This window comes from Mycobacterium sp. 852013-51886_SCH5428379, from assembly GCF_001665575.1.
Classification (GTDB): domain Bacteria; phylum Actinomycetota; class Actinomycetes; order Mycobacteriales; family Mycobacteriaceae; genus Mycobacterium.
Genome location: NZ_LZSU01000035.1, coordinates 78,893 through 100,729, shown reverse-complemented (window position 1 = coordinate 100,729; position 21,837 = coordinate 78,893). Strand labels below are relative to the sequence as shown.

Annotated in this window: 22 protein-coding genes; 14 read left to right on the top strand and 8 right to left on the bottom strand. The window is 69.5% G+C overall.

What is annotated here, in order from left to right:
* Window positions 1-79: 79 nt before the first annotated feature.
* Window positions 80-967 (top strand): DUF559 domain-containing protein, encoded by an 888-nt coding sequence (locus A5757_RS14675; protein ID WP_066835365.1) that lies wholly within the window; start codon window positions 80-82, stop codon window positions 965-967.
* A gap of 61 nt (window positions 968-1,028) precedes the next feature.
* Here the strand turns inward: A5757_RS14675 and A5757_RS14670 are convergent, their stop codons facing one another.
* The gene (locus tag A5757_RS14670; RefSeq protein WP_066835363.1) at window positions 1,029-2,204 is read right to left on the bottom strand and encodes a M20 family metallopeptidase; all 1,176 of its coding nucleotides are present in this window, start codon (window positions 2,202-2,204) and stop codon (window positions 1,029-1,031) included.
* On the bottom strand, window positions 2,201-3,382 hold the full coding sequence (locus tag A5757_RS14665) for a M20 family metallopeptidase (protein ID WP_066835360.1): 1,182 nt from the start codon (window positions 3,380-3,382) through the stop codon (window positions 2,201-2,203). The genes A5757_RS14670 and A5757_RS14665 overlap by 4 nt, the downstream gene beginning before the upstream one ends.
* A gap of 44 nt (window positions 3,383-3,426) precedes the next feature.
* Here A5757_RS14665 and A5757_RS14660 point away from each other — a divergent pair, with 44 nt between their 5' ends.
* Complete coding sequence (locus A5757_RS14660; RefSeq protein ID WP_066835358.1) at window positions 3,427-4,245, top strand: purine-nucleoside phosphorylase; 819 nt, start codon at window positions 3,427-3,429, stop codon at window positions 4,243-4,245.
* On the opposite strand, the gene A5757_RS14655 is transcribed toward A5757_RS14660, so the two are convergent.
* Entirely contained in the window at window positions 4,191-5,333 is a 1,143-nt protein-coding gene (locus tag A5757_RS14655) for an AbrB family transcriptional regulator (protein ID WP_066835356.1), read from the bottom strand. The two genes, A5757_RS14660 and A5757_RS14655, sit on opposite strands and share 55 nt — an antisense overlap.
* Before the next feature lie 90 nt (window positions 5,334-5,423).
* On the opposite strand from A5757_RS14655, the gene A5757_RS14650 reads away from it, so the two are divergent.
* From A5757_RS14650 to A5757_RS14625, 6 genes are read left to right on the top strand one after another with little or no spacing between them, the layout of a single operon-like run.
* Window positions 5,424-5,876, top strand: coding sequence for a MarR family winged helix-turn-helix transcriptional regulator (locus A5757_RS14650; protein WP_066835394.1), 453 nt, complete (start codon window positions 5,424-5,426; stop codon window positions 5,874-5,876).
* The gene (locus A5757_RS14645) at window positions 5,873-7,522 is read left to right on the top strand and encodes a phospho-sugar mutase (RefSeq protein WP_066835354.1); all 1,650 of its coding nucleotides are present in this window, start codon (window positions 5,873-5,875) and stop codon (window positions 7,520-7,522) included. Before A5757_RS14650 ends, A5757_RS14645 begins: the two co-directional genes overlap by 4 nt.
* Window positions 7,523-7,576: 54 nt before the next feature.
* Window positions 7,577-7,882 carry a type VII secretion target gene (locus A5757_RS14640; RefSeq protein ID WP_066835352.1) on the top strand — a complete coding sequence of 102 codons (306 nt, stop codon included), beginning with the start codon at window positions 7,577-7,579 and terminating at the stop codon, window positions 7,880-7,882.
* A 1-nt stretch (window position 7,883) separates the two neighbouring features.
* The gene (locus A5757_RS14635) at window positions 7,884-8,936 is read left to right on the top strand and encodes a C40 family peptidase (RefSeq protein WP_066835350.1); all 1,053 of its coding nucleotides are present in this window, start codon (window positions 7,884-7,886) and stop codon (window positions 8,934-8,936) included.
* A complete protein-coding gene (locus A5757_RS14630; protein ID WP_066835348.1) occupies window positions 8,911-9,234 on the top strand; it encodes a YbaB/EbfC family nucleoid-associated protein in 324 nt (107 codons plus the stop codon). The genes A5757_RS14635 and A5757_RS14630 overlap by 26 nt, the downstream gene beginning before the upstream one ends.
* Before the next feature lie 10 nt (window positions 9,235-9,244).
* Complete coding sequence (locus tag A5757_RS14625) at window positions 9,245-10,510, top strand: primosomal protein (RefSeq protein WP_066835346.1); 1,266 nt, start codon at window positions 9,245-9,247, stop codon at window positions 10,508-10,510.
* A gap of 13 nt (window positions 10,511-10,523) precedes the next feature.
* Here A5757_RS14625 and A5757_RS14620 read toward each other — a convergent pair whose 3' ends face one another.
* From A5757_RS14620 to A5757_RS14610, 3 genes are read right to left on the bottom strand one after another with little or no spacing between them, the layout of a single operon-like run.
* Entirely contained in the window at window positions 10,524-11,609 is a 1,086-nt protein-coding gene (locus tag A5757_RS14620) for an adenosine deaminase (protein WP_066835344.1), read from the bottom strand.
* On the bottom strand, window positions 11,606-12,940 hold the full coding sequence (locus A5757_RS14615) for a thymidine phosphorylase (protein WP_066835342.1): 1,335 nt from the start codon (window positions 12,938-12,940) through the stop codon (window positions 11,606-11,608). The genes A5757_RS14620 and A5757_RS14615 overlap by 4 nt, the downstream gene beginning before the upstream one ends.
* Window positions 12,937-13,338 (bottom strand): cytidine deaminase, encoded by a 402-nt coding sequence (locus A5757_RS14610; protein WP_066835340.1) that lies wholly within the window; start codon window positions 13,336-13,338, stop codon window positions 12,937-12,939. Before A5757_RS14610 ends, A5757_RS14615 begins: the two co-directional genes overlap by 4 nt.
* A gap of 235 nt (window positions 13,339-13,573) precedes the next feature.
* Between A5757_RS14610 and sdhC the strand changes: the two genes are divergently transcribed.
* Genes sdhC through A5757_RS14590 form a run of 4 tightly spaced genes read left to right on the top strand, consistent with a single transcriptional unit; the run spans window position 13,574 to window position 17,115 of the window.
* A complete protein-coding gene (gene sdhC / locus A5757_RS14605) occupies window positions 13,574-14,014 on the top strand; it encodes a succinate dehydrogenase, cytochrome b556 subunit (protein WP_082929477.1) in 441 nt (146 codons plus the stop codon).
* A gap of 37 nt (window positions 14,015-14,051) precedes the next feature.
* Window positions 14,052-14,525, top strand: coding sequence for a succinate dehydrogenase hydrophobic membrane anchor subunit (locus A5757_RS14600; RefSeq protein WP_066835332.1), 474 nt, complete (start codon window positions 14,052-14,054; stop codon window positions 14,523-14,525).
* Between the two features lie 21 nt (window positions 14,526-14,546).
* Complete coding sequence (sdhA, locus tag A5757_RS14595) at window positions 14,547-16,301, top strand: succinate dehydrogenase flavoprotein subunit (RefSeq protein WP_066835330.1); 1,755 nt, start codon at window positions 14,547-14,549, stop codon at window positions 16,299-16,301.
* Between the two features lie 34 nt (window positions 16,302-16,335).
* The gene (locus tag A5757_RS14590; protein ID WP_066835328.1) at window positions 16,336-17,115 is read left to right on the top strand and encodes a succinate dehydrogenase iron-sulfur subunit; all 780 of its coding nucleotides are present in this window, start codon (window positions 16,336-16,338) and stop codon (window positions 17,113-17,115) included.
* A gap of 41 nt (window positions 17,116-17,156) precedes the next feature.
* Here A5757_RS14590 and A5757_RS14585 read toward each other — a convergent pair whose 3' ends face one another.
* Window positions 17,157-18,344: a glycosyltransferase gene (locus A5757_RS14585; RefSeq protein WP_066835326.1), complete on the bottom strand. Its 1,188-nt coding sequence runs from the start codon at window positions 18,342-18,344 to the stop codon at window positions 17,157-17,159.
* Here A5757_RS14585 and A5757_RS14580 point away from each other — a divergent pair.
* On the top strand, window positions 18,331-18,984 hold the full coding sequence (locus tag A5757_RS14580; protein WP_156618404.1) for a TetR/AcrR family transcriptional regulator: 654 nt from the start codon (window positions 18,331-18,333) through the stop codon (window positions 18,982-18,984). The genes A5757_RS14585 and A5757_RS14580 overlap by 14 nt on opposite strands.
* 8 nt (window positions 18,985-18,992) lie before the next feature.
* Here A5757_RS14580 and A5757_RS14575 read toward each other — a convergent pair whose 3' ends face one another.
* Entirely contained in the window at window positions 18,993-20,144 is a 1,152-nt protein-coding gene (locus A5757_RS14575) for an AI-2E family transporter (protein ID WP_066835324.1), read from the bottom strand.
* Window positions 20,145-20,286: 142 nt separating this feature from the next.
* On the opposite strand from A5757_RS14575, the gene A5757_RS14570 reads away from it, so the two are divergent.
* Window positions 20,287-21,813: an APC family permease gene (locus A5757_RS14570; protein ID WP_066835323.1), complete on the top strand. Its 1,527-nt coding sequence runs from the start codon at window positions 20,287-20,289 to the stop codon at window positions 21,811-21,813.
* Window positions 21,814-21,837 lie beyond the last annotated feature (24 nt).

Genomic DNA, 21,837 nt, shown 5'->3' with positions numbered 1-21,837 from the left:
CACGCTCGTCGGAAAGTTGTCCACAGGACGCCCGGCGGGGTCTTCCGGTGCTCACGCTCGCCCGGTCACGATCTCGGCCATGGAACCGACGCTGCACGCGCTGTTCGAGGCCCAAGACGGCGTGGCCACCAGCGCCCAGATCCTGGCGCGGGTGAGCCGACGTCGGTTCGAAGCCGAGCTGGGCTCGGGCCAGCTCGAACGAATGTGGCACGGCATCTACTGCCGCGGCGCGGCCACCGACACGCTGCGGCTGCGTGGCCTGGACCTCGCCTGCGGGCGCTCCGTCCCGGTCTGTCTCGGCACCGCCGCCGCCGTGCACGGCTTCGACACCGAGACGTCCACCGATCTTCATGTCCTCAATCCGCCCGGAGGACAGCTCCGGTCGGCCGACGGTCTGGTCGTCCACCGTCGCGACGGCGCGCCTCTGGTCACCGTTGGCGGGCGGCTCGCCACCGCTGCTCCCTGGACGGCCGTCGAGGTCGCGCGTGGGTTGCGTCGGCCCCGCGCTCTCGCGACGCTCGATGCGGCGCTGCGTAGCGGGACATGCCGCCGACCGGACCTGTGGCGGGCGGCCACTGACCAGTCCGGACGGCGCGGCATCGTCGCCGTGCGCGATTTCATCGCCATCGCCGACAGCCGCGCGGAATCCCCGCTCGAGAGCGAGGCACGGCTGGTGATGCTCGACGGTGGCCTGCCGTCACCCGAGCTGCAGTACGAGCTCATCGACGGCAACCGGGAGCGGCGCCGGCTCGACTTCGCCTGGCCCGCATACCGGCTCGCGGTGGAGTACGACGGCATGGACTGGCACGCCGGCGCCGAGGCCATGAAGCGCGACCGGCGGCGGACCGCGGCTCTGATGGACGTCGGGTGGACGGTCATCGCGATCGTCCTCGACGACGTGCGGCACCGCCCATGGGAACTCGTGGCCCGCATCGACAAGCAGCTTCGTCTCCGTCGCGCGGCGTGAGCGCGACGAAAATGCCGCAGATGCGCGGCGTGTCGTGTGCAGACACGCACGCTCGCGGAAGTTAAGCCAGCAGCGCGGACTGCTCGACCAGGTTGACCAGCACCCGCACCCCGACGCCCAGCGCCCGCTCGTCGAGGTCGAAGTTCGGCTGGTGCAGATCGAGTTGCGCGCCGCGACCGCCCCACACGCCGAGGCGGGCCATCGCTCCCGGCACCTCCTCGAGATACCAGGAAAAGTCCTCGCCGCCGCCGGACTGCCGGGTATCGGCGAGCGCGTCCGGCCCGATCGCCTCGATCGCATGCATCATGATCCGCGTCGACAGCTCTTCGTTGACCACCGGTGGCACGCCCTGGCGGTACTGCACGCTGTACTCGATGCCCAGCGGAGCAAGCAGCGACGAAACGGTCTCGCGGACTAGCGATTCCAGCGTCAGCCAGGTCTCGCGGGAGGCCGTGCGGATGGTGCCGGCCAGCGTGCCGGACTGCGGGATCGCGTTGGCGGCGGTGCCGGCGTTGACCGCACCCCACACCATCACGGTGCTGTTGCGCGGGTCGATGCGGCGCGACAGCACCCCGGGCACGCCGGTGATCAGCGTGCCGAGTCCATAGACCAGATCACTGGTCAGATGCGGTCGCGAGGTGTGTCCACCCGGCGACTGCAGGGTCACCTCCACCTGATCGGCGGCCGAGGTGATCGGGCCGGGCCGGACGGCCACCCGTCCCACCGGCAGCCGGGGGTCGCAGTGCAGCGCGAAGATCCGCGTGACGCCGTTCAGCGCGCCGGCGGAGATGGCGTCGATGGCGCCGCCGGGCATCAGTTCCTCGGCCGCCTGGAACAGCAACCGCACCCCGACGGGTAGCGACGGGGCGGACGCCAGGGCCAGCCCCGCCCCCAGCAGCACCGAGGTGTGCGCATCGTGACCGCAGGCGTGCGCCACGTTGGGCACCACCGACGAGAACGGCAGACCCGTCCGTTCGGCCATCGGCAGCGCGTCCATGTCGGCGCGCAGAGCGATCCGCGGTCCGTGGTCGGGGCCGAAGTCGCACGTCAGTCCGGTGCCGCCCGGCAGTACCTTCGGGTTCAGGCCGGCATCGGCGAGTCGCGCCGCGACGAACTGCGTGGTCGCGAACTCCTGACGCCCGAGTTCAGGGTGGGCGTGGATGTGGCGGCGCCAGGACACGAGTTCGTCGTAGTTCGCCGACAGCCAACGCGCCGCGGCATGTTGCAGCACGCTCACGACGCCCGCCTCCTCTGCCTCTCGAGCACCCGGTCCCGCTGCTCAGCCGTCTCGGCAAGCCGCACCACCGTCCGCGCGAGCATGGTCGCACCTTCGACGACAGCGGTGTCGGCGCTCGGGGACGCCGCGGCCGCCGCGAACGCCGGCTGATGGATCGACGCGCCGCCGGCGTCGATGCCGACGACGGGGTGGATACCGGGGATCACGTGGGTGACGTTGCCCATATCGGTGCTGCCCAGTGGCAGCGCCGCCTCCAGATCCGCAGCAAGGGGTTCGCGTCCGATGCGCTGCATCTCGTCGCGGAAGACCGAAGCCAGCCACTCATCAGGTCGCAGCTCGGCGTAGGGGGGCGCGGTCTCGGCGACCTCGTGCTCACAGCCGGTCGCCACGGCGCCCGCGGCGAAACACCCCGCGACGCGTGCCTCGAGCTCGTGCAACGACACCGAGTCCGAGGCCCGCATCGTGTAGCGCAGCGCGGCCCGCGCAGGGATGACGTTGGTGGCCTGACCGCCCTCGGTGACGATGCCGTGCAACATCTGGCCGGGAACCAACTGCTGACGCAGCAGCCCGATCGCGACCTGCGCGACGGTGACAGCGTCGGCGGCATTCACGCCGAGATGGGGAGCGACCGCCGCATGCGATTCGTGTCCGGTGTAGACGACGTCGACCTCCGAGAGCGCCAGCGAACGGGCGGCCGCGATGTCGACCGGACCCGGGTGCAGCATCACCGCGGCGGCGATGTCGTCGAATACGCCGGCGTCGAGCAGCAGCGCCTTGCCACCGCCCGTCTCCTCGGCGGGGGTGCCGACCAGCACTACCGTCAGACCGAGCTGGTCGGCGACCTCGGCCAACGCGAGCGCGGCGCCGACCGCGGACGCGGCGATGATGTTGTGCCCGCACGCATGCCCGATGCCGGGCAGCGCGTCGTACTCCGCGCAGATGCCGACGACGAGCGGTCCGCTGCCGTAGGAGGCGCGGAATGCGGTGTCGAGCCCGCCGGCGGCCGGGGTGATCGCGAAGCCGTGCTCCGCGACGAGCGCCTGGGTCTTCGCGCAACTGCGGTACTCGGCGAACGCCAGTTCCGGCTCGGCGTGGATGTCGTGGGACAGTGCGATCAGATCGCCACGGCGACGGTCGACGGCGTCCTCGACGCTCGTGGACGCGGTGGCGGAAGGCATTAGCGCAGTATCTCACTCCCCCGACGGGGCTAAGCTGCCCTACCGTGACGAGCCCGGAAGTCAGCCCGGACGCCGGCCCCGACAGGACGGCGCGGGAGGCGGCGGCGGCGATCCGTGACCGCACGGGCATCGACGCCCATGACGTCGCCGTGGTGCTGGGGTCGGGGTGGGCGCCGGCGGCCGATGCGCTGGGGACGCCGCGCGCGCAGGTTCCGATGACCGAGTTGCCGGGTTTCACGCCGCCCAGCGCTCAGGGCCACGGCGGGGTGCTGCGATCGGTCGAGGTGGGCGGCCACCACGTCCTCGTCCTCCTCGGCCGTATCCATGCCTACGAAGGCCACGATCTGCGTCACGTCGTGCACCCGGTGCGCGCGGCGTGCGCGGCGGGTGCCGACACGATCGTGCTGACCAACGCGGCGGGCGGGCTGCGAGAGGACTTCACCGTCGGCCAGCCCGTGCTGATCAGCGACCATTTGAACCTGACCGCACGATCGCCGCTGGTCGGCGCCCAATTCGTAGACCTCGTCGACGCCTACTCCCCCCGGCTGCGTCAGCTGGCCCGGGCCGTCGACCCCGGGCTGGCCGACGGCGTGTACGCGGGGCTGCCGGGTCCGCACTACGAGACGCCCGCCGAGATCCGGATGCTGCGCACCCTCGGCGCCGACCTGGTCGGCATGTCGACGGTGCACGAGACGATCGCCGCGCGCGCGGCGGGCGCCGACGTCCTGGCTCTCTCGCTGGTCACCAATCTGGCCGCGGGGATGACGGGTCAGCCGCTGTCGCATGCTGAGGTGCTGGAGGCGGGCCGTCAGTCCGCGGCGCGGATGGGCGCGTTGCTCGCCGCGGTCATCTCGTCGGTCTGACCCGACGGCGGGTGCCGGGTCAGTCGGCGGCTCGCCCACACCACGGCGCGGGCGATCAGCGGTGAGGCGAACAGCATCAGCAGCACCCGCAGCACCTGCGCGGCGATGATGAAGGTGACGTTGGAGCCGGTCTCGACGGCGGTGGCCAGGACGGCGTAGACGCCGCCGGGGCTGGTCGCCAGGTAGCCCTCCAGCGGGCTGAGGTGGGTGTAGTGCGCGAGGACCACGCCGAGGCCCGCTGTTGCCGCACCGAGCAGCACGATCAGCGTCAGCGCCGCGGGCAGTACGCGGCCGATGACGCGCAGCGATTGCATCGTGAACGCCAGGCCGGCCTGCCATCCGATGAGCAGATAGGCCGCCTGCACCAGGACCGCGGGTACGGCCAGCCCGGGCGCCCCGGCTTGTTCCAGCACGCCGGTGAGTTCCGCGACGACGGTCAGCGCCATCGGGCCGAGCAGCCCGGCGCCGGGCAGTCGCAGCAGCCGCCCGCAGACCGTTCCGGCCACGACGAGGACCAGAAGCAGACCGACGCTCGCGTACCACGGCATGGTCGTGGTCGGGCCGAGGTCGCCGGACGGCTGCGAGCGGTCGGGGCGGTAGACCAGCGCGACCACCACCGGCATGGACGCCGTGATCAGGGCGACGCGCAGATACTGCACCACCGACACCACGCGGTCGTCGCCGCCGAGGTCGCGGGCGATGGCGACCAGACCCGAGGCGCCGCCGGCGGTCAGCGCGAGAGATCCAGTGAGAGGGGTGATCTCGCGGTGCAAGCCGAGCAGTGCGCCGGCGATGACGCTGAGCACCAGGGTCGCCACCGCGATCGCGACGACGAACGGCCAGTCCGCGCCGAGGGCGCCGATGGCGTCCTGGCGGACCATCGTGCCGATGTAGACGCCCAGCACCCCTTGTGCGGCGACGCCGGCGGGTCGGGCCAGTGCGCCGGGTGAGAGCGAGGTGAGGGCGAACCCGATCGCGACGACGAGTGCGGCGAACAGCGCTGCGGACGGCACGCCGGCCAGGGTCAGCGGCACCGTCACGCCGATCGACGCGGCCGCCAGCAGCACCCATTTGATGATTCGCCGCACTGACACCTCCCGATCCCAAGTATCACCTTGGTATCTCGATCATGCAAAGGCGGTGTTCGCGGTTGGATGCCAAGGTATAACTTGCTTATGATGCGGCGCGGCGACGACTCGGCGACCGAGTTGAGAGAGGCGATCATGGCGGTAGCTCGGCAGTTGCGCCGGCACCGCCCCGACCACGGTCTGACGCTGAGCCAGATGGAACTGCTCGGCGAGGTGAGTCGGACCGGGGTGAGCACGCCCGCCGAATTGGGTGCGCGGATGCGTGTGCGGGCGCAGTCGCTGACCGACAGCCTCAACGAACTCGTCGCCCGCGGATTGATCGTCCGGCGTCCAGACGACCGCGACCGGCGCCGGCAGCTCATCGAGATGACTCCCGACGGCCGCGCGTTGCTGGCGGCCGACCGGGCCGAACGCGACGCATGGCTGCGCGATGCAATGGCCGAGACGCTCACCGACCTCGAATACGAATTGCTGATCATCGTCGCGCCGGCGCTGAGGAAGCTGGCATTAATCGACGAAAAACGGGGCACTCTGGGCCCATGACGTCCTCGGCCACCGCGACGACCGTCCAGGAGTGGATCGCCCACGATCCCGATCCGCAGTCTGCTGAAGAGCTGTCGCAGCTCAGTCAGGAAGAGCTCCACGAGCGCTTCTCCAGACCTCTGACCTTCGGAACGGCCGGGTTGCGCGGCCCTCTGCGCGCCGGGCCCAACGGTATGAACCTCGCAGTCGTCATCCGTGCGGCGTGGGGTGTGGCCAAGGTGCTCAAGGACCGCGGACGGGAGGGATCGCAGGTGCTGGTCGGCCGCGACGCGCGGCACCGCTCCGACGAATTCGCCCGCGCCACCGCCGAAGTCCTTGCCGGACAGGGCTTCCGACCGCTCCTACTGCTGGCCGCCGCACCCACACCCGTCATCGCGTTTGCGGTACGGCACATGGTCGCCTCGGCGGGCATCCAGATCACCGCATCGCACAACCCGCCGACCGACAACGGGTTCAAGGTGTACTTCGAGGAGGGGCTGCCGATTGTCGCGCCCATCGATCGCGAAATCGAGCAGGCCATCGCCGAAGCGCCACCGGCCGACGAGATCCCCCGCGCACCTGTCGACACCGCGGGGATCGAGGAGATCCAGTCCTACGTCCACCGCGCCGCCCTGGTGCGACGGACGACGGATCCGGTCCGCGTCGCGGTGACCCCGCTGCACGGTGTGGGCGGTGACTATCTGCTCGACGCACTCGTCCGCGCCGGCATCAGCGACATCCACGTCGTGGAGAGCCAGTTCTCCCCCGATCCCGACTTCCCCACCGTGAAGTTCCCCAACCCGGAGGAGCCCGGCGCCGTCGACGCGCTGCTCGAGTTGGCCGCCGACGTTGACGCCGACATCGCGATCGCCCTCGACCCCGACGCCGACCGGTGCGCGGTCGGGGTACCGACCCCCGACGGCTGGCGCATGCTCTCCGGCGACGAAACCGGTTGGCTGCTGGGCGATTACCTGCTGTCCCAGATCGAGCCGGGCGACGTCATGGCCGGGATGGCGGTGGCCAGCACGGTGGTCTCGTCGCGGATGCTCTCCGAGATCGCCGCGCGCCACGGCGCCCGCTACATCGAGACGCTCACCGGCTTCAAATGGCTGGCCCGCGCCGACGTCGACCCACCCGGGCACACCCTGGTGTACGCCTACGAGGAAGCCATCGGGCACTGCGTCGACCCGGCCGCCGTGCGGGACAAGGACGGCATCAGCGCCGCCGTGCTGGCGTGCGATCTGGTCGCGGCACTGCATAAACAGCACCGCACCGTGCTCGACGCCCTCGACGACCTGGCCCGCCACCACGGTGTGCACACCACCATCGGCGTCACCCGGCACGTGGCCGACGCCGATGAGGCCGCCGCGGCGATGGCCCGGCTGCGCGACACCCCACCCGACCGACTGTGCGGATTCCCCGTGACCGTCATCGACCTGCGCAACGCCGACCCGCCGCTGCGCACCGACGCGCTGATCCTCACCGGGTCCGAGGGCGAAGGTCCGGACGCCACGGCGGTACGCGTGGTGATCCGGCCGTCGGGCACCGAGGCGAAGCTCAAGTCCTACATCGAGGTGCGCTGTCCCGCGGGTCCGGATCTGGCCGCATCTCGCGCCCGCGCCGACCAGTTGCGCGACGAGGTGGCCGAGACCGCACGGCAGTGGTGAACCTCCGCCGCTGATCGGACGGAACCGCACCGGCCTGCCGACCGTCCTATCTACATGCCCGCCGATGTCCGCGTGGACGGTGACGCCGTCCGCATCCTTGCCAGCACCCATGCCGATCACGCCGCCGCGCTCGCCTCAGCGTCAGCCGCCCTGACCGCTGTACCGGTCGGCGCCGTCGCCGACGCCCTGGGCGCCGTCGGTGCGCGGTTCACGGCCGCCCTGGCCGATGCGCTCGCCGCGGCCACCGCCCGGGCCGATGCGCTCGCCGACTTCGCCGCAGCCGGGTCGGCGACCGCGGCTGCGGCGGCGATGTCCTACGACGACGTCCAGATCCGCGCGGCCGCGCTGATCCGCTGCTGAGATGCCCGGCGCGCTGACGGCCGCCCTGTCCGCTCCGCTGCACGAACTCCAAGCGCTGGTGGGGCCCGGCTGGTCCGGCGCAGGGCCGGCCTCTGCGCTGGCCGGCCTGCAGGACACGCTGTCCGGGGTGGCGGAAGCAGTGGACGCCGCCGCACGGCAGGCCGGTGCCGGCTGGACGGGAGCGGGTGCGCGTGGCGCCGAGGAGTTCAGCGGGGCGACGTCGGTGGCGGTGCTGCGGCTGGCCGAATACGCCGGCGAGCTGGGCGCCGGGACCCGCGCCGCCGGTGCGGCCGCCGCCCACGCCCGCGGCCGGCTGCGCGACATCGTCGACCGCTTCGAATCCCGCGCCGCCGCCCTGGAACCGCATCTGGACACACCGGGGGTGGCCGAGGAACTCCTCGCCGAAGCGCAAGGCGCGCTGCGCGAGGCGGTCACCGTCGTCGAAGAACTGCGCGCCGAGCTGGACAGCCGGTCCGCGGCGGTCTCGCCCGCAGGTGGGTCCGCGCCGATGTCGATGCCCGGTGCGCCCACAGGGGTCGGCGGCGGAACGTCGCCGACTGCCGGATCCGGGTCCGGGGGTACGACCCCCTCCGGCGGCGGTGAGTACGCCAGCCTCGCCTCACTCACGACGCCGCGGCCCGACGCCGCCACGTTCGGCGACGGCACCGCTGTGGCACTCCCCGGCGGAGCCACCGCCGACGCCCCCAATCAGGTTGCCGCCGAGGCGGTTCGGCACGCGCTGACCCAGTTGGGCGTGCCCTATCAGTGGGGCGGGACCACGCCGGGCGTCGGGCTGGACTGCAGCGGGCTGACACAGTGGGCGTATCGCGAAGCAGGCCTGGACATTCCGCGGCTGGCCCAGGAGCAGGATGTCGGCGCCGCCGTCTCCCCCGGGGCGCTACGGCCGGGCGACCTGGCGGTGTGGAGTGGCCATGTCGCGATGATCGTCGGGGACGGGGTCATGATCGAGGCGGGTGACCCGGTGCAACTCTCGCCGGTGCGCACCACCAACGCCGGACAGGGCTTCCATGGCTTCTTCCGTCCCACCGGCTGACGCGCACCGCGTCGACCACGCCGTCGCGCGGGCCAGAGCCGTCGCGTCGGTGTGCGCCGGCGCGACCGAGGCGTTGGCGGCCGTGCGCGGCCGCGCTCAATCGTCCGACGGTGTCGTCACGGCGGCGGTCGACGGCGCCGGCACGCTGATTTCGTTGACCTTGGCCGAGTCGGCCTGTCGGCTTCCCGCCGCGCGGATCGGACCGCTGATCGTGGAGACGGTGCAGACGGCGGGCCGCGCCGCCCTGCAACGGCGGCAGGCGGTGCTGCTCGACCTGTGCACAGATCTCGGTCGTTAGGCTGTGCCGCATGGCTGCAGACATCGTGCCGGTTCAGATCTCCCTGACCAAGGGTGACCTGTACACACTCTGGGCTCCGCGCTGGCGGGACGCCGGGGACGAGTGGGAGGCGCTGCTCGGTAAGGACGAGGACGTCTACGCATTCGAATCGGTCGCCGACCTGGTGGCGTTCGTCCGGACCAACACCGACAACGACCTCACCGACCATCCGGCCTGGCAGAAGTTGACGGAGGCGAACGCGCACCGCCTGACGCCCTCCGAGGACCGCCACCACGACATCGTCGGCGTCCCCGAGGTGGTCGCGGAGAAGCCGACCGCTGAGTCCGTCGCCGCCCTGCACCGCACGCTGGCCCTGGTGTCGTCGATCGGATCGGTGTGCGATCTGACGCCGGTGGCCAAGTTCTTCAATGGCAACCCCGTGCTGGGCACCCTCGGCGGCGGCATCGACGCCTTCACCGGCCGCAGCGGACGCAAACGCTGGGGCGAGATCGAAGCGGTCATCGGTCGCGGCTGGGACGGCGTGCTGGACGCCATCGACGAGATCGTCACCGTTCCCGACGTCGACGCGAAGGCCTCGGAGAAGGCCGCCGCCGAACTCGACGAGCCGGCGCCCGAACCCGACGAGACCGAGGACGCCGACGCGGGTGTGAGCGTGGAGCAGCCCGACGACGCCGACGTGGAGGTCGAGCCCGCCGCCGTGGCCGCGGAGGGCGCCGTGCTCGGCGGCGACGAGGACTTCTGGGTCAAGGTCGGAATCGATCCTGTGCGGATGATGACCCGCTCGGGCACCTTCTACACGCTGCGCTGCTATCTCGGCGATCAGCCGGTGTTCCTCGGCCGCAACGGCCGGATCAGCGTGTTCGGCTCCGAGCGGGCACTGGCGCGCTACCTGGCCGACGAACACGACCACGATCTGTCCGACCTGGCCACCTACGACGACATCCGCACGGCGGCCACGGACGGTTCCCTCGAGGTCGAGGTCACCGAGGAGAACATCTACGTCCTCAGTGGGCTGGCCGACGACATCGCCGACGGTCCGGACGCGGTCGACCGCGAACAGCTCAACCTCGCAGTCGAGCTGCTGCGCGACGTCGGTGACTACGCCGGGGACAACACCGTCGAGCAGACATTGGAGCCGACGACCGCACTCGGTGCGTTCATCGCCCACGTCCTCGGCACCGCCGACGCCGTACGCCCCGAGGCTCCGTTCGCCGAGACGGTCCAGCAGTGGGAGGCCCTCGAGGCGTTCGTGGAGTCCCGGCTTCGGCAGGAGTAGGGGTCGGGAGTGGTCAGCCCACCAGCACCGCGTACCGGGGTTTGATCACGTCGTCGATGAGGGCGAGCCGTTCGTCGAACGGGATGAACGACGATTTCATCGCGTTGATGGTGAACCGCATGAGGTCGGTCCACCCGTAGCCGAACGCTTCGACCAGGCGCAGCATCTCCTGGCTCATCGTGGTGTCGCTCATCAGCCGGTTGTCGGTGTTGACCGTGACCCGGAACCGCGACCGGGCCAGCAGGTCGAACGGGTGCTCGGCGATACTGGCGACAGCTCCGGTCTGCACGTTGGAACTCGGGCACAGTTCGAGCGGAATTCGCTTGTCGCGCAGGATGCCGGCCAGCCGGCCCAGGGTCACCGCACCGTCCGGTCCGACGGTGATGTCGTCGACGATGCGCACCCCGTGGCCCAGCCGGTCGGCCCCGCAGAACGCGATCGCCTCGTGGATCGACGGCAGACCGAAGGCCTCGCCGGCGTGGATCGTGAAGCGCGCGTTGTTGTTCCGCATGTATTCGAACGCGTCGAGATGACGGGTGGGCGGATAACCCGCCTCGGCGCCCGCGATGTCGAACCCCACCACTCCGCGGTCACGGAAGCGGATCGCCAGCTCGGCGATCTCCCGGGACCGCGCCGCGTGGCGCATCGCGGTGACCAGACAGCGCACCGTGATCGCCCGGCCGTCGGCGGCGGCGGACTTCTCCCCGTCGGCGAAGCCTGCGAGCACCGCGTCGACGACGTCGTCGAGCGACAATCCGCCGTCGATGTGCAGTTCCGGCGCGAAGCGGATCTCGGCGTAGACGACGTTGTCAGCGGCGAGGTCCTCCACGCACTCCCGCGCCACCCGGTGCAGCGCCGAGGGGGTCTGCATCACCCCGACGGTGTGGGCGAACGGTTCGAGGTAGCGCACCAGCGACCCGCTGTGCGCGGCCGTGCGGAAGAAGTCGGCCAGCCCGTCGACGTCTTGGACGGGCAGATCGTCGTAGCCGGTTTCCTCGGCGAGTTCGAGCACGGTGGCCGGGCGCAGGCCGCCGTCGAGGTGGTCGTGCAGCAGCGCCTTCGGGGCGTGCCGGATCGAGTCGAGGGTCAACGGTGTCATGCGGTGATCCGATCGATGATCAGCGGGCGCTTCGGCGGTGCGGCGTCGGTGACCGTCCACGCGCCGTCGAGTTCGGCGGCGGCGGGCCCGATGCGCCCTGGGGTGTCGGTGTACAGGGTGAACAGCGGCTCACCGGCCGCCACGACGTCACCCGGACGCCGGTGGATGACGATTCCGGCGCCGGATTGCACCTGCTCACCCGGAGCCGAGCGGCCCGCACCGAGCCGCCATACCGCCAGACCCACCGCCATCGCGTCGATGTCCCCCATCGTGCCATTGCGCGGCGCCCGGAGGATCTCGGAATGCGCACCGATCGGCAGCGCGCCGGGCGTCAACGCAGACAGGTCGCCGCCCTGGGCGGCGACGAGGGCGCGGAAACAGTCCATGGCGGTGCCGTCGCGCAGCGTCTGCGCGGGGTCGCGGGCGTCCAGCCCGGCCGCATCGAGCATCTCCGTCGCCAAGGCCACCGTCAGTTCGACGACGTCGGCGGGTCCGCCACCGGCCAGTACGTCGAGCGATTCGGCCACCTCGACGGCGTTTCCCACGGCCTGTCCGAGCGGGACCGACATATCGGTCAGTACTGCGCGGGTGGTCAGTCCGTGTGCGGTGCCGAGTTCGACCATCGTGCGCGCCAGTTCGCGGGCCTCGGCCAGCGACGGCAGGAAAGCCCCGGAGCCGACCTTCGTGTCGAGCACCAGGGCGCGGGCACCCTCGGCGATCTTCTTGCTCATCACCGAGCTCGCGATCAGCGGCAACGATTCGGTCGTGGCGGTGACGTCGCGCAGCGCGTAGATCTTGCGGTCGGCGGGCGCGAGCTCACCTGCGGCGAAGATCGCCGCGCCGATCTCGGAAAGCTGTTGCCGGATCTGGGTTTTGGTCAGCTCGGCAGAGAAGCCGGCGATCGCCTCGAGTTTGTCGAGCGTGCCGCCGGTGTGGCCGAGTCCGCGGCCGGCGGCCTGGGGCACCGCGCCGCCGCAGGCCATCACCACCGGAACCAGCGGGATGGTGATCTTGTCGCCGACCCCACCGGTGGAGTGTTTGTCCACCAGCGCCAGCGGACGCCCGTCCCGGCGCAGGTCGCCGAAGTCGAAGCACTCTCCCGAGGCCACCATGGCCGCCGTCCATCGGGAGATCTCCGCACCCGACATCCCCCGTAGGAAGATCGCCATCAACAGGGCCGACATCTGGGCGTCGTGCACCGTACCGCGGGTATACCCGTCGATCACCCAGTCGATCGCCGCGTCGGACAGGGTGCCACCGTCGCGTTTGGTGCGGATGACGGACGGAGCATCGAGATGCGACCATGCGCCCTGCGCGTCGAAGGCGGTCACCGCGCACGCTCGAGATCGTCGGGTCCGAAGGCGTCGGGCAACAGTTCGTGCAGCGGACGCGGGCCGCGCGGATGATCGATCAGCATCTGCGGGCCGCCGTGTTCGAGCAGTACCTGCCGGCACCGTCCGCAGGGCATCAGGACCTCCCCGTCGGGGCCCACACAGACCAGTGCGAGTAGCCGTCCACCACCGGTGGAGAACAGGGCGCAGACCACAGCACATTCGGCGCAGAGACCTAGGCCATATGAGACATTCTCCACATTGCATCCGGCCACCACCCGCTGATCGTCGACCAGCGCAGCCGCGCCGACCCGATACCCCGAATACGGGGCGTACGCGGCCCTGGATGCTTCGATTGCCTTGTAGCGCAACAGTTTCCAGTCGATTTCCACTGACATCCCAGCTCCTCGGCAGCGATTCTGAATGCATTCCGAAACCACCGCAGCAGCACCCGCGGCGGCGGATAGGGCAACCTAACTTCTGCCCTCTGAGCGGGGCATACGGCTACACGCTAGTTCGTTCAGCAGTACAAAGGGGTCTAGAGTCGCCCCGAGGTTTTGGGGCAGGAGATCAAGGCCAGTTCAGGTCGCGATCGCACCGCCCCGGACGTCCACCGAAGGCGTTGGAGGCCCAGTGAGTACTACGACCCCGGTTGGTACTGGGAACAAGCCGGATACCGACGTTCCGTCGCCCCGCGCGAAGAAGAGGCGCACCCTGTACCGGGGAGACCCGGGTATGTGGTCGTGGGTGCTGCACCGTATCTCGGGCGCCACGATCTTCTTCTTCCTATTCGTCCACGTCGTCGACACCGCGCTCGTGCGGGTCAGCCCCGAGGCCTACAACGCCGTGATCGAGACGTACAAGACCCCGATCGTCGGCCTGATGGAGGTCGGCCTCGTCGGCGCGGTGCTGTACCACGCGCTCAACGGCATCCGCATCATCCTGATCGACTTCTGGAAAGACGGTCCGCGCTACCAGCGGCAGATGCTGTGGGTGGTCGCCGGCGTCTTCATCGCGGTCCTGATCGCCTCGGTCGGCGTCATCGGTATGCACATGGCGGAGAGGTTCTTGTGATGAGCAGGAGCGAAGCGACCCGAGAAGGGTTGAAGTGATGGCCGAAAATCCGTACGACCACATCAGCGAACGCGGTGGCCCTGCGCCGGTGATGCAGCGCAGCCACGATCGGCCGCCCAGCCTGGACAACCCGCGCGCCCCCAAACGGGCCGGCGGTATGCCCAACTTCGAGAAGTACGCGTGGATGTTCATGCGGTTCTCCGGAATCGTGCTGGTGTTCCTCGCGCTGGGTCACCTGTTCATCATGCTGATGTGGGACAAGGGCGTGTACCGCATCGATTTCAACTACGTCGCGCAGCGCTGGTCGTCGCCGTTCTGGCAGACCTGGGATCTGCTGCTGCTGTGGCTGGCCCAGCTGCACGGCGGCAACGGTCTGCGCGTGATCATCGCCGACTACGCCCGCAAGGACTCCACCCGGTTCTGGCTCAACGCGCTGCTGGCGTTGTCGATGATCTTCATCCTCGTCCTCGGCACCTATGTGCTGGTGACGTTCGACGCGAACATCGCTTAAAGGATCTGAAGGACTAAGCCCATGTTGATCGAACATCGCTACGACGTCGTCATCGTCGGCGCCGGCGGCGCGGGTATGCGTGCCGCCGTGGAAGCCGGGCCGCGCGCGCGCACCGCCGTGCTGACCAAGCTCTACCCCACCCGCTCCCACACCGGCGCGGCCCAGGGCGGCATGTGCGCCGCGCTGGCCAACGTCGAGGAGGACAACTGGGAGTGGCACACCTTCGACACCGTCAAGGGCGGCGACTACCTCGCCGACCAGGATGCCGTCGAGGTCATGTGCAAAGAGGCCATCGACGCGGTGCTCGACCTCGAGAAGATGGGGATGCCGTTCAACCGCACCCCCGAGGGCCGCATCGACCAGCGCCGCTTCGGCGGGCACACCCGCGACCACGGCAAGGCCCCTGTGCGCCGCGCCTGCTACGCCGCGGACCGCACCGGCCACATGATCCTGCAGACCCTGTACCAGAACTGCGTCAAGCACGACGTCGAGTTCTTCAACGAGTTCTACGCACTCGACATCACGCTCACCGAGACGCCCAGCGGTCCGGTGGCCACCGGCGTGATCGCCTACGAGCTGGCCACCGGCGACATCCACATCTTCCACGCCAAGGCGATCGTGTTCGCCACCGGCGGCTCGGGCCGGATGTACAAGACCACCTCCAACGCCCACACGCTGACCGGTGACGGGCTGGGCATCATCTTCCGCAAGGGACTTCCCCTGGAGGACATGGAGTTCCACCAGTTCCACCCGACGGGTCTGGCGGGTCTGGGCATCCTCATCTCCGAGGCCGTGCGCGGTGAGGGCGGCCGGCTGCTCAACGGCGAGGGCGAACGCTTCATGGAGCGCTACGCACCCACGATCGTCGACCTCGCGCCGCGCGACATCGTCGCCCGCTCGATGGTGCTCGAGGTGCTCGAGGGCCGCGGCGCCGGACCCAACAAGGACTACGTCTACATCGACGTGCGGCACCTCGGCGAGGACGTGCTCGAGCAGAAGCTGCCCGACATCACCGAGTTCGCGCGGACGTACCTGGGTGTGGATCCGGTCAAGGAACTGGTGCCGGTCTACCCCACCTGCCACTACGTCATGGGTGGTATCCCGACGACGATCCATGGTCAGGTGCTGCGCGACAACACCACGGTCGTGCCGGGGCTCTACGCCGCGGGTGAGTGCGCCTGCGTGTCGGTGCACGGCGCGAACCGGTTGGGCACCAACTCGCTGCTGGACATCAACGTGTTCGGCCGCCGGGCCGGTATCGCCGCGGCGAACTACGCCCTCGGCCACGACTTCGTCGACATGCCGGAGAAGCCGGCCGACATGGTGGTCGGCTGGGTCGGCGACATCCTGTCCGAGCACGGCAACGAGCGGGTCGCCGACATCCGCGGCGCCCTGCAGCAGTCGATGGACAACAACGCCGCGGTGTTCCGGACCGAGGAGACGCTCAAGCAGGCGCTCACCGACATCCACGCGCTCAAGGAGCGGTACTCGCGAATCACGGTGCAGGACAAGGGCAAGCGCTACAACAGCGACCTCCTCGAGGCCATCGAGCTGGGCTTCCTGCTGGAGCTGGCCGAGGTGACCGTCGTGGGCGCGCTCAACCGCAAGGAATCCCGCGGCGGCCACGCCCGCGAGGACTACCCGAACCGGGACGACACCAACTACATGCGTCACACCATGGCCTACAAGGAAGGTTCCGACCTTCTGAGTGACATCCGGTTGGACTACAAGCCCGTGGTGCAGACCCGTTACGAGCCGATGGAACGGAAGTACTGACGATGAGCGCTTGCGCGAAGAGCGAGGACCGAGCATGACCGCTGTTGTCGAACCCCAGACCAAGGATCCGGAACTCCCCCCCGTGCCCGAGGGCGCGGTGATGGTGACGCTCAAGATCGCCCGGTTCAACCCGGAGGACCCCGACGCCGCGGGTTTCCAGAGCTTCCGCGTGCCGTGCCTGCCCACCGACCGGCTGCTGAACCTGCTGCACTACGTGAAGTGGTATCTCGACGGCACGCTGACGTTCCGCCGGTCCTGCGCACACGGGGTGTGCGGATCCGACGCGATGCGGATCAACGGCGTGAACCGGTTGGCGTGCAAGGTGCTGATGCGCGACATGCTGCCCAAGAAGGCCGGTAAGCAGCTCACGATCACCATCGAGCCGATCCGCGGGCTGCCTGTGGAGAAGGACCTCGTGGTCGACATGGAGCCGTTCTTCGACGCCTACCGCGCGGTGAAGCCGTTCCTGATGACCAGCGGCAACCCGCCGACCAAGGAGCGCATCCAGAGCCAGGTCGACCGGGCCCGCTACGACGACACCACCAAGTGCATCCTGTGCGCGTGCTGCACGACCAGCTGCCCGGTGTTCTGGACCGAGGGTTCGTACTTCGGTCCGGCGGCGATCGTCAACGCGCACCGGTTCATCTTCGACAGCCGCGACGAGGGTGCCGCCGAGCGGCTCGACATCCTCAACGAGGTGGACGGGGTGTGGCGCTGCCGCACGACGTTCAACTGCACTGAGTCCTGCCCGCGCGGCATCCAGGTCACCCAGGCGATCCAGGAGGTCAAGCGCGCCCTGATGTTCGCGCGCTAGACAGCGATTTCGGTGTAGCCGGTTGCGTGCGGCGCGACGAACTACACCGATATCGCCCGGGTCAGCCGATCGACGACAGCTGCCAGGCCATGCCGGCCCGGCGCTGCGGCCATGTCGGCGGCGATCCGCCGACTGGCCTCGCGATACCGGGGCTGGGTCAGCACAGCCATGATGTCCCGCCTCAAGGCGCCCGGATCCGGCCGTTCACGCCGGATGCGGCGTCCGGCGCCGGACCATGCGATACGGGCGCCGACCTCCGGTTTGTCCTCCTTCCCGCCCGTCGCGACGATCGGTACGCCGTAGCGCAGCGCGTACTGGACACCGCCGAAACCACCGTTGGTCACGAAAACCGCAGTGCGCGGCAGCAACTCGTCGTACGGCAGATACGTGGCCGCACGGGCGTTGGCAGGGAGCGGCGGCAGGGTGTCGAGCGGGCGGCCACCGGTCGTGACCACCACCAGCACGTCGTCGTCCGCAAGCGCATGCAGGGTCGGCGCGATGGTCTGCCGGTAGTCGACGTTCGCGACCGTGCCCTGGGTGACGTGGATGACGGGCCGGCTTCCGTCGAGGTCCGACCACCACTCCGGAAGCGGGGCCTGCGACCCGCTCGCCGACAGCGGCCCGGCGAAGTGGAGTTCAGGGGGTGCGTCGCTCAACGGGTACTCGAACGACGCAACGCTGAACTGCACGATGGCGTCGGCTCGTCGACCCCAGTTCGTGAACGTGTCCGGCATCGGGCGGCCGTGGACCTGGCGATGCAGATCGTCGATCACTCGGTAGGGCCGCCGCAGCGTTCCGCGAGTGAGGACGGACAGCATCCTGTTCCGCGGTCGATTCAGGAACCGGGCCGGCGGTAGGCCGAGCCCGAAGGGGGCGGTGTCACGACTATCGATGCACAGAGGCAAGACCCCGCACATCACGACCGCTGGACGGGTGGGACGCGGGTGCGCGAGGAGGAACGCCGCACCGACGAACACCGGTTCGGCCAGCACCGCGTCCGCAGGTTGTGCGTCGAGAGCGGCGGTGAGTGCTTCGTACTGCGCCTTCGCGGGACGAGCGAAGACGTGTTCGACGTCGAAGGCGGTGGCTCTCATACCCTTCAGCGCGGCGCGTTCGGGAAAGCTGTGGAGCAGCGACTCGTCGTAGTCGGCCTCGCGTGGCAACCGCAGGTGCGACGCGCCCGTCGCGGTGACCCGCTCGGCGAACCGTGCGCCGGTGAGGACACCCAAGTCAATAGCGCACGCCCCCCGCTCGTACCGCTCCGACCTGCGCCGACAGCAGGCGGAAGCCACCCGCACGCGAATAATCGAAGCGGCTGCTGAGCTGTTCGCCGCGGACGGCTATGCGCGCACCACGCTGGCGAGCATCGCCGCAGCGGCAGGCGTATCGGCCGAAACCGTCCAGGGACACGGTCCCAAAGCCGCGCTGATGATCGCCGCGGTCGAGCACGCCGCCGTCGGCGTAGCCGGCGAGGACAACGTTCTCGACCTCGACATCGGCCGTGAGCTCATCGCCGCCCGGGATCGCGACGAGGCGGTCGATCTGCTCGTCGCCACGCAGACACGGGTGCACCAGAACAGCGCACGGCTTGCGGGAGCGCTGATCGGCGCCGCGTATGCCGACCCGGAGCTCGACCGCTTTCGCCGCGACCTCACCGCCGACGTGACCCTCCAGGTACGGCGGGTGCTCGAGATCTATCGCGACCGGGGGTGGCTGCGCACCGACGTGCCGTTCGACGAGCTGGTCGTAGGATCAGCCGCCCTGGGCGGAATCGAGACCTACCTGCGACTGAGGGACGGCGGCTGGGACATCGACACCTACCGGGAGTGGTGTCGCCGGATGCTGCGCGAGACGGTGTTCGCGCGCTAGACAGCGGGTCAGACCTCGGCCTCGGCGTCTTCGTCTTCCTGCTGCTCGTCGTCCGCCGTGGTCTCCGGCGGCGGAATCTCCCCGGCGCGTTCGGCGACCTGCTCGTCGTAGTAGCGCAGCATCACCGCGAGGGCGGCGGCCACCGGGACAGCCAGGAATGCGCCCACGACGCCGAACGTCGTCGCGCCCAGCGTCACCGCGAGCAGGACGATCACGGCGTGCAGCTTCATCGACTTCGACTGCAGCCACGGCTGCAGCACGTTGCCCTCCAACTGCTGCACGGCCAGGATGATGCCGAGCACGATCAGCGCGTCCACCGGACCGTTCGACACCAGCGCGATCAACACCGCCAGGCCGCCGGCGACGAATGCGCCGACGATAGGCACGAACCCGCCGATGAACGTGATGATGGCCAGCGCGTAGGCCAGCGGCACCCCCACGATCACCAGGCCGATTCCGATCAGCACGGCGTCGACCAGGCTGACGAGCGCCTGGGTGCGGATGAAGCCACCCAGGGTCGACCACACCCGCTGGAGCAGCTCCGCGAGGTGAGGTCCGGCCGGGTTGCCCACCGAGCGGCGCAGCCAGGGGATGAACCGCGGCCCGTCCTTGAGGAAGAAGAACGTCACGACGATCGCGGTGAACGCCGTCACCAATGCCGACGTCGCGGCCCCCACCCCGGTGAACACGCCGGAGGCGATCTGGGCGCTGGACGAGTTCAGCCGGTCGGTGATCGCGGCGACCGCCGAGTTCAATTGCGCTTCACTGATGTTCAGCGGTGGGCCGCCGAGCCAGTCGCGAATCTTCACCACACCCGCGGACGCCTGTTCGGCAAGTTCGGTCGACTGCTCGACGATCGCGGGCGCGATCGCGGCGACCACGCCGGAGATCACTCCGACGGCGATCAGCAGCGTCAGCAGCACCGCCGCCGCCGGCGGCACCCCCTTGTCGCGCAGCCAGCGCACCGGCGGCCACAGCACGGTGCACACGATGAGCGCCAGCAGCACCGGCAGGATGATCGTCCAGGCCTTGCCGACGACCCAGGCCAGCACCCACAGCGTCGCGGCCACCGCGAGGAACTGCACCGCCACCACCGCGGTCGATCGGAGATGCGCACTGAAGATCGTCCCGCGGCTCGGCGCCGCCGTCGTCGTGTCCACCCCTCCTCATTACCCTTCAACCGCCGAATCGAAGTGTGATTCCGCCCGACACTTCGGCGGGCCGCCCGGACCACCCCCGAGCAACGGCCCGAATATCGTTCGTACAGGCTCACACCGCGACCTGCGGTCGTATATTCCGCTGATGGCAATCACCGAACCGCCGCCGCCGGCCGCTGCTCCCGCCGCCGGGGTAAACGGCAAGGGTCTGCAGGCCGGTGCCCTCGGCCTCGTCGGCAACGTGGTCATCGGACTGGCGGCTGTCGCACCGGCCTACAGTCTGGCCGCCACGCTGGGCTTCGTTGTCATGGCGGTCGGCGAGAAGGCGCCCTCGATGTTCGTGCTCGCCTTCATCCCGATGCTGCTCGTCGCCTTCGCCTACAAGGAGCTCTCCCAGGACACCCCCGACTGCGGCACCACGTTCACCTGGGGCACAAAGGCTTTCGGGCCGTGGATCGGCTGGATCGGCGGCTGGGGCCTGGCGGTGTCGGCGATCATCGTGTTGGCCAACGTCGCCGAGGTGGCGGCGATCTACCTGCTGCGGTTCCTCGGCCAGGACGCCCTGGCGGAGAACCTGACGGCCAAGGTGCTGCTCGGCTCGTTCTTCATCATCGCGATGACCCTGGTCAGTGCCCGCGGGATCGTGGTGTCCGAGCGGGTGCAGAACGTGCTGATCGCGATCCAGTTCGGGGTGCTGATCGTGGTCAGCATCATCGCCCTGTTCCGGGTGTTCACCGACACCGCGGGTGCGCAGGCCGTCGATCCGTCGCTGTCCTGGCTGTGGCCCGGCGGTCTCGACGCCTCGTCCATCGCTGCGGCGATCATCCTGTGCATCTTCATCTACTGGGGCTGGGACGCCTGCCTGGCCGTCGGTGAGGAGACCAAGAATCCCGGCAAGACCCCGGGCATCGCCGCGGTCATCACCACGTTGATCCTGGTCTGCACGTACGTGCTGGTCGCCTACGCGGTGCAGTCGTTCGCGGGCTTCAGCTACGTCGGCATCGGCCTGAACAACCCGAACAACACCGACGACGTGCTGACCGTGCTGGGAGAACCGGTGGCGGGCACCATCGCCGCCTCGCTGCTGCTGCTCACCGTGTCGGTGTCGGCGCTGTCGTCGACCCAGACCACGATCCTGCCCACGGCGCGCGGCACCCTGTCGATGGCGGTGTACGAGGCCATCCCGAAGCGGTTCTCCAGCGTGCATCCGCGGTACATGACACCGGCGTTCGGCACCATCGTGATGGGCATCGCGGCGCTGTTCTTCTACCTCGTGCTCAGCTTCCTGTCGTCGAACGCTCTGGCCGACTCGGTGTCGTCGCTGGGGCTCGCGGTCGCGTTCTACTACGGCATCACGGCGTACTCCTGCGTCTGGTATTTCCGGCGCACGCTGTTCACCTCGGCGCGAAACCTGTTCATGCGCGGGATCTTCCCGCTGCTCGGAGCGTTGGCGATGACGTGGGCGTTCGTGCAGAGCGCCGTCGACATGATCCAGCCCGACTACGGCTACACCGCCTACGGCCCGATCGGCGGCGTGTTCGTGCTGGGCGTCGGGATGCTCGTACTGGGGATCCCGCTGATGCTGTTGTGCTTCGCCTTCGGCACCAAACGCTTCTTCCGCGGGGAGACGCTGACGTCGACCACCGAGGTCAAGGTGCCCGATGTCGCCTGAGCATCCGACGAGCAGGACGGACAC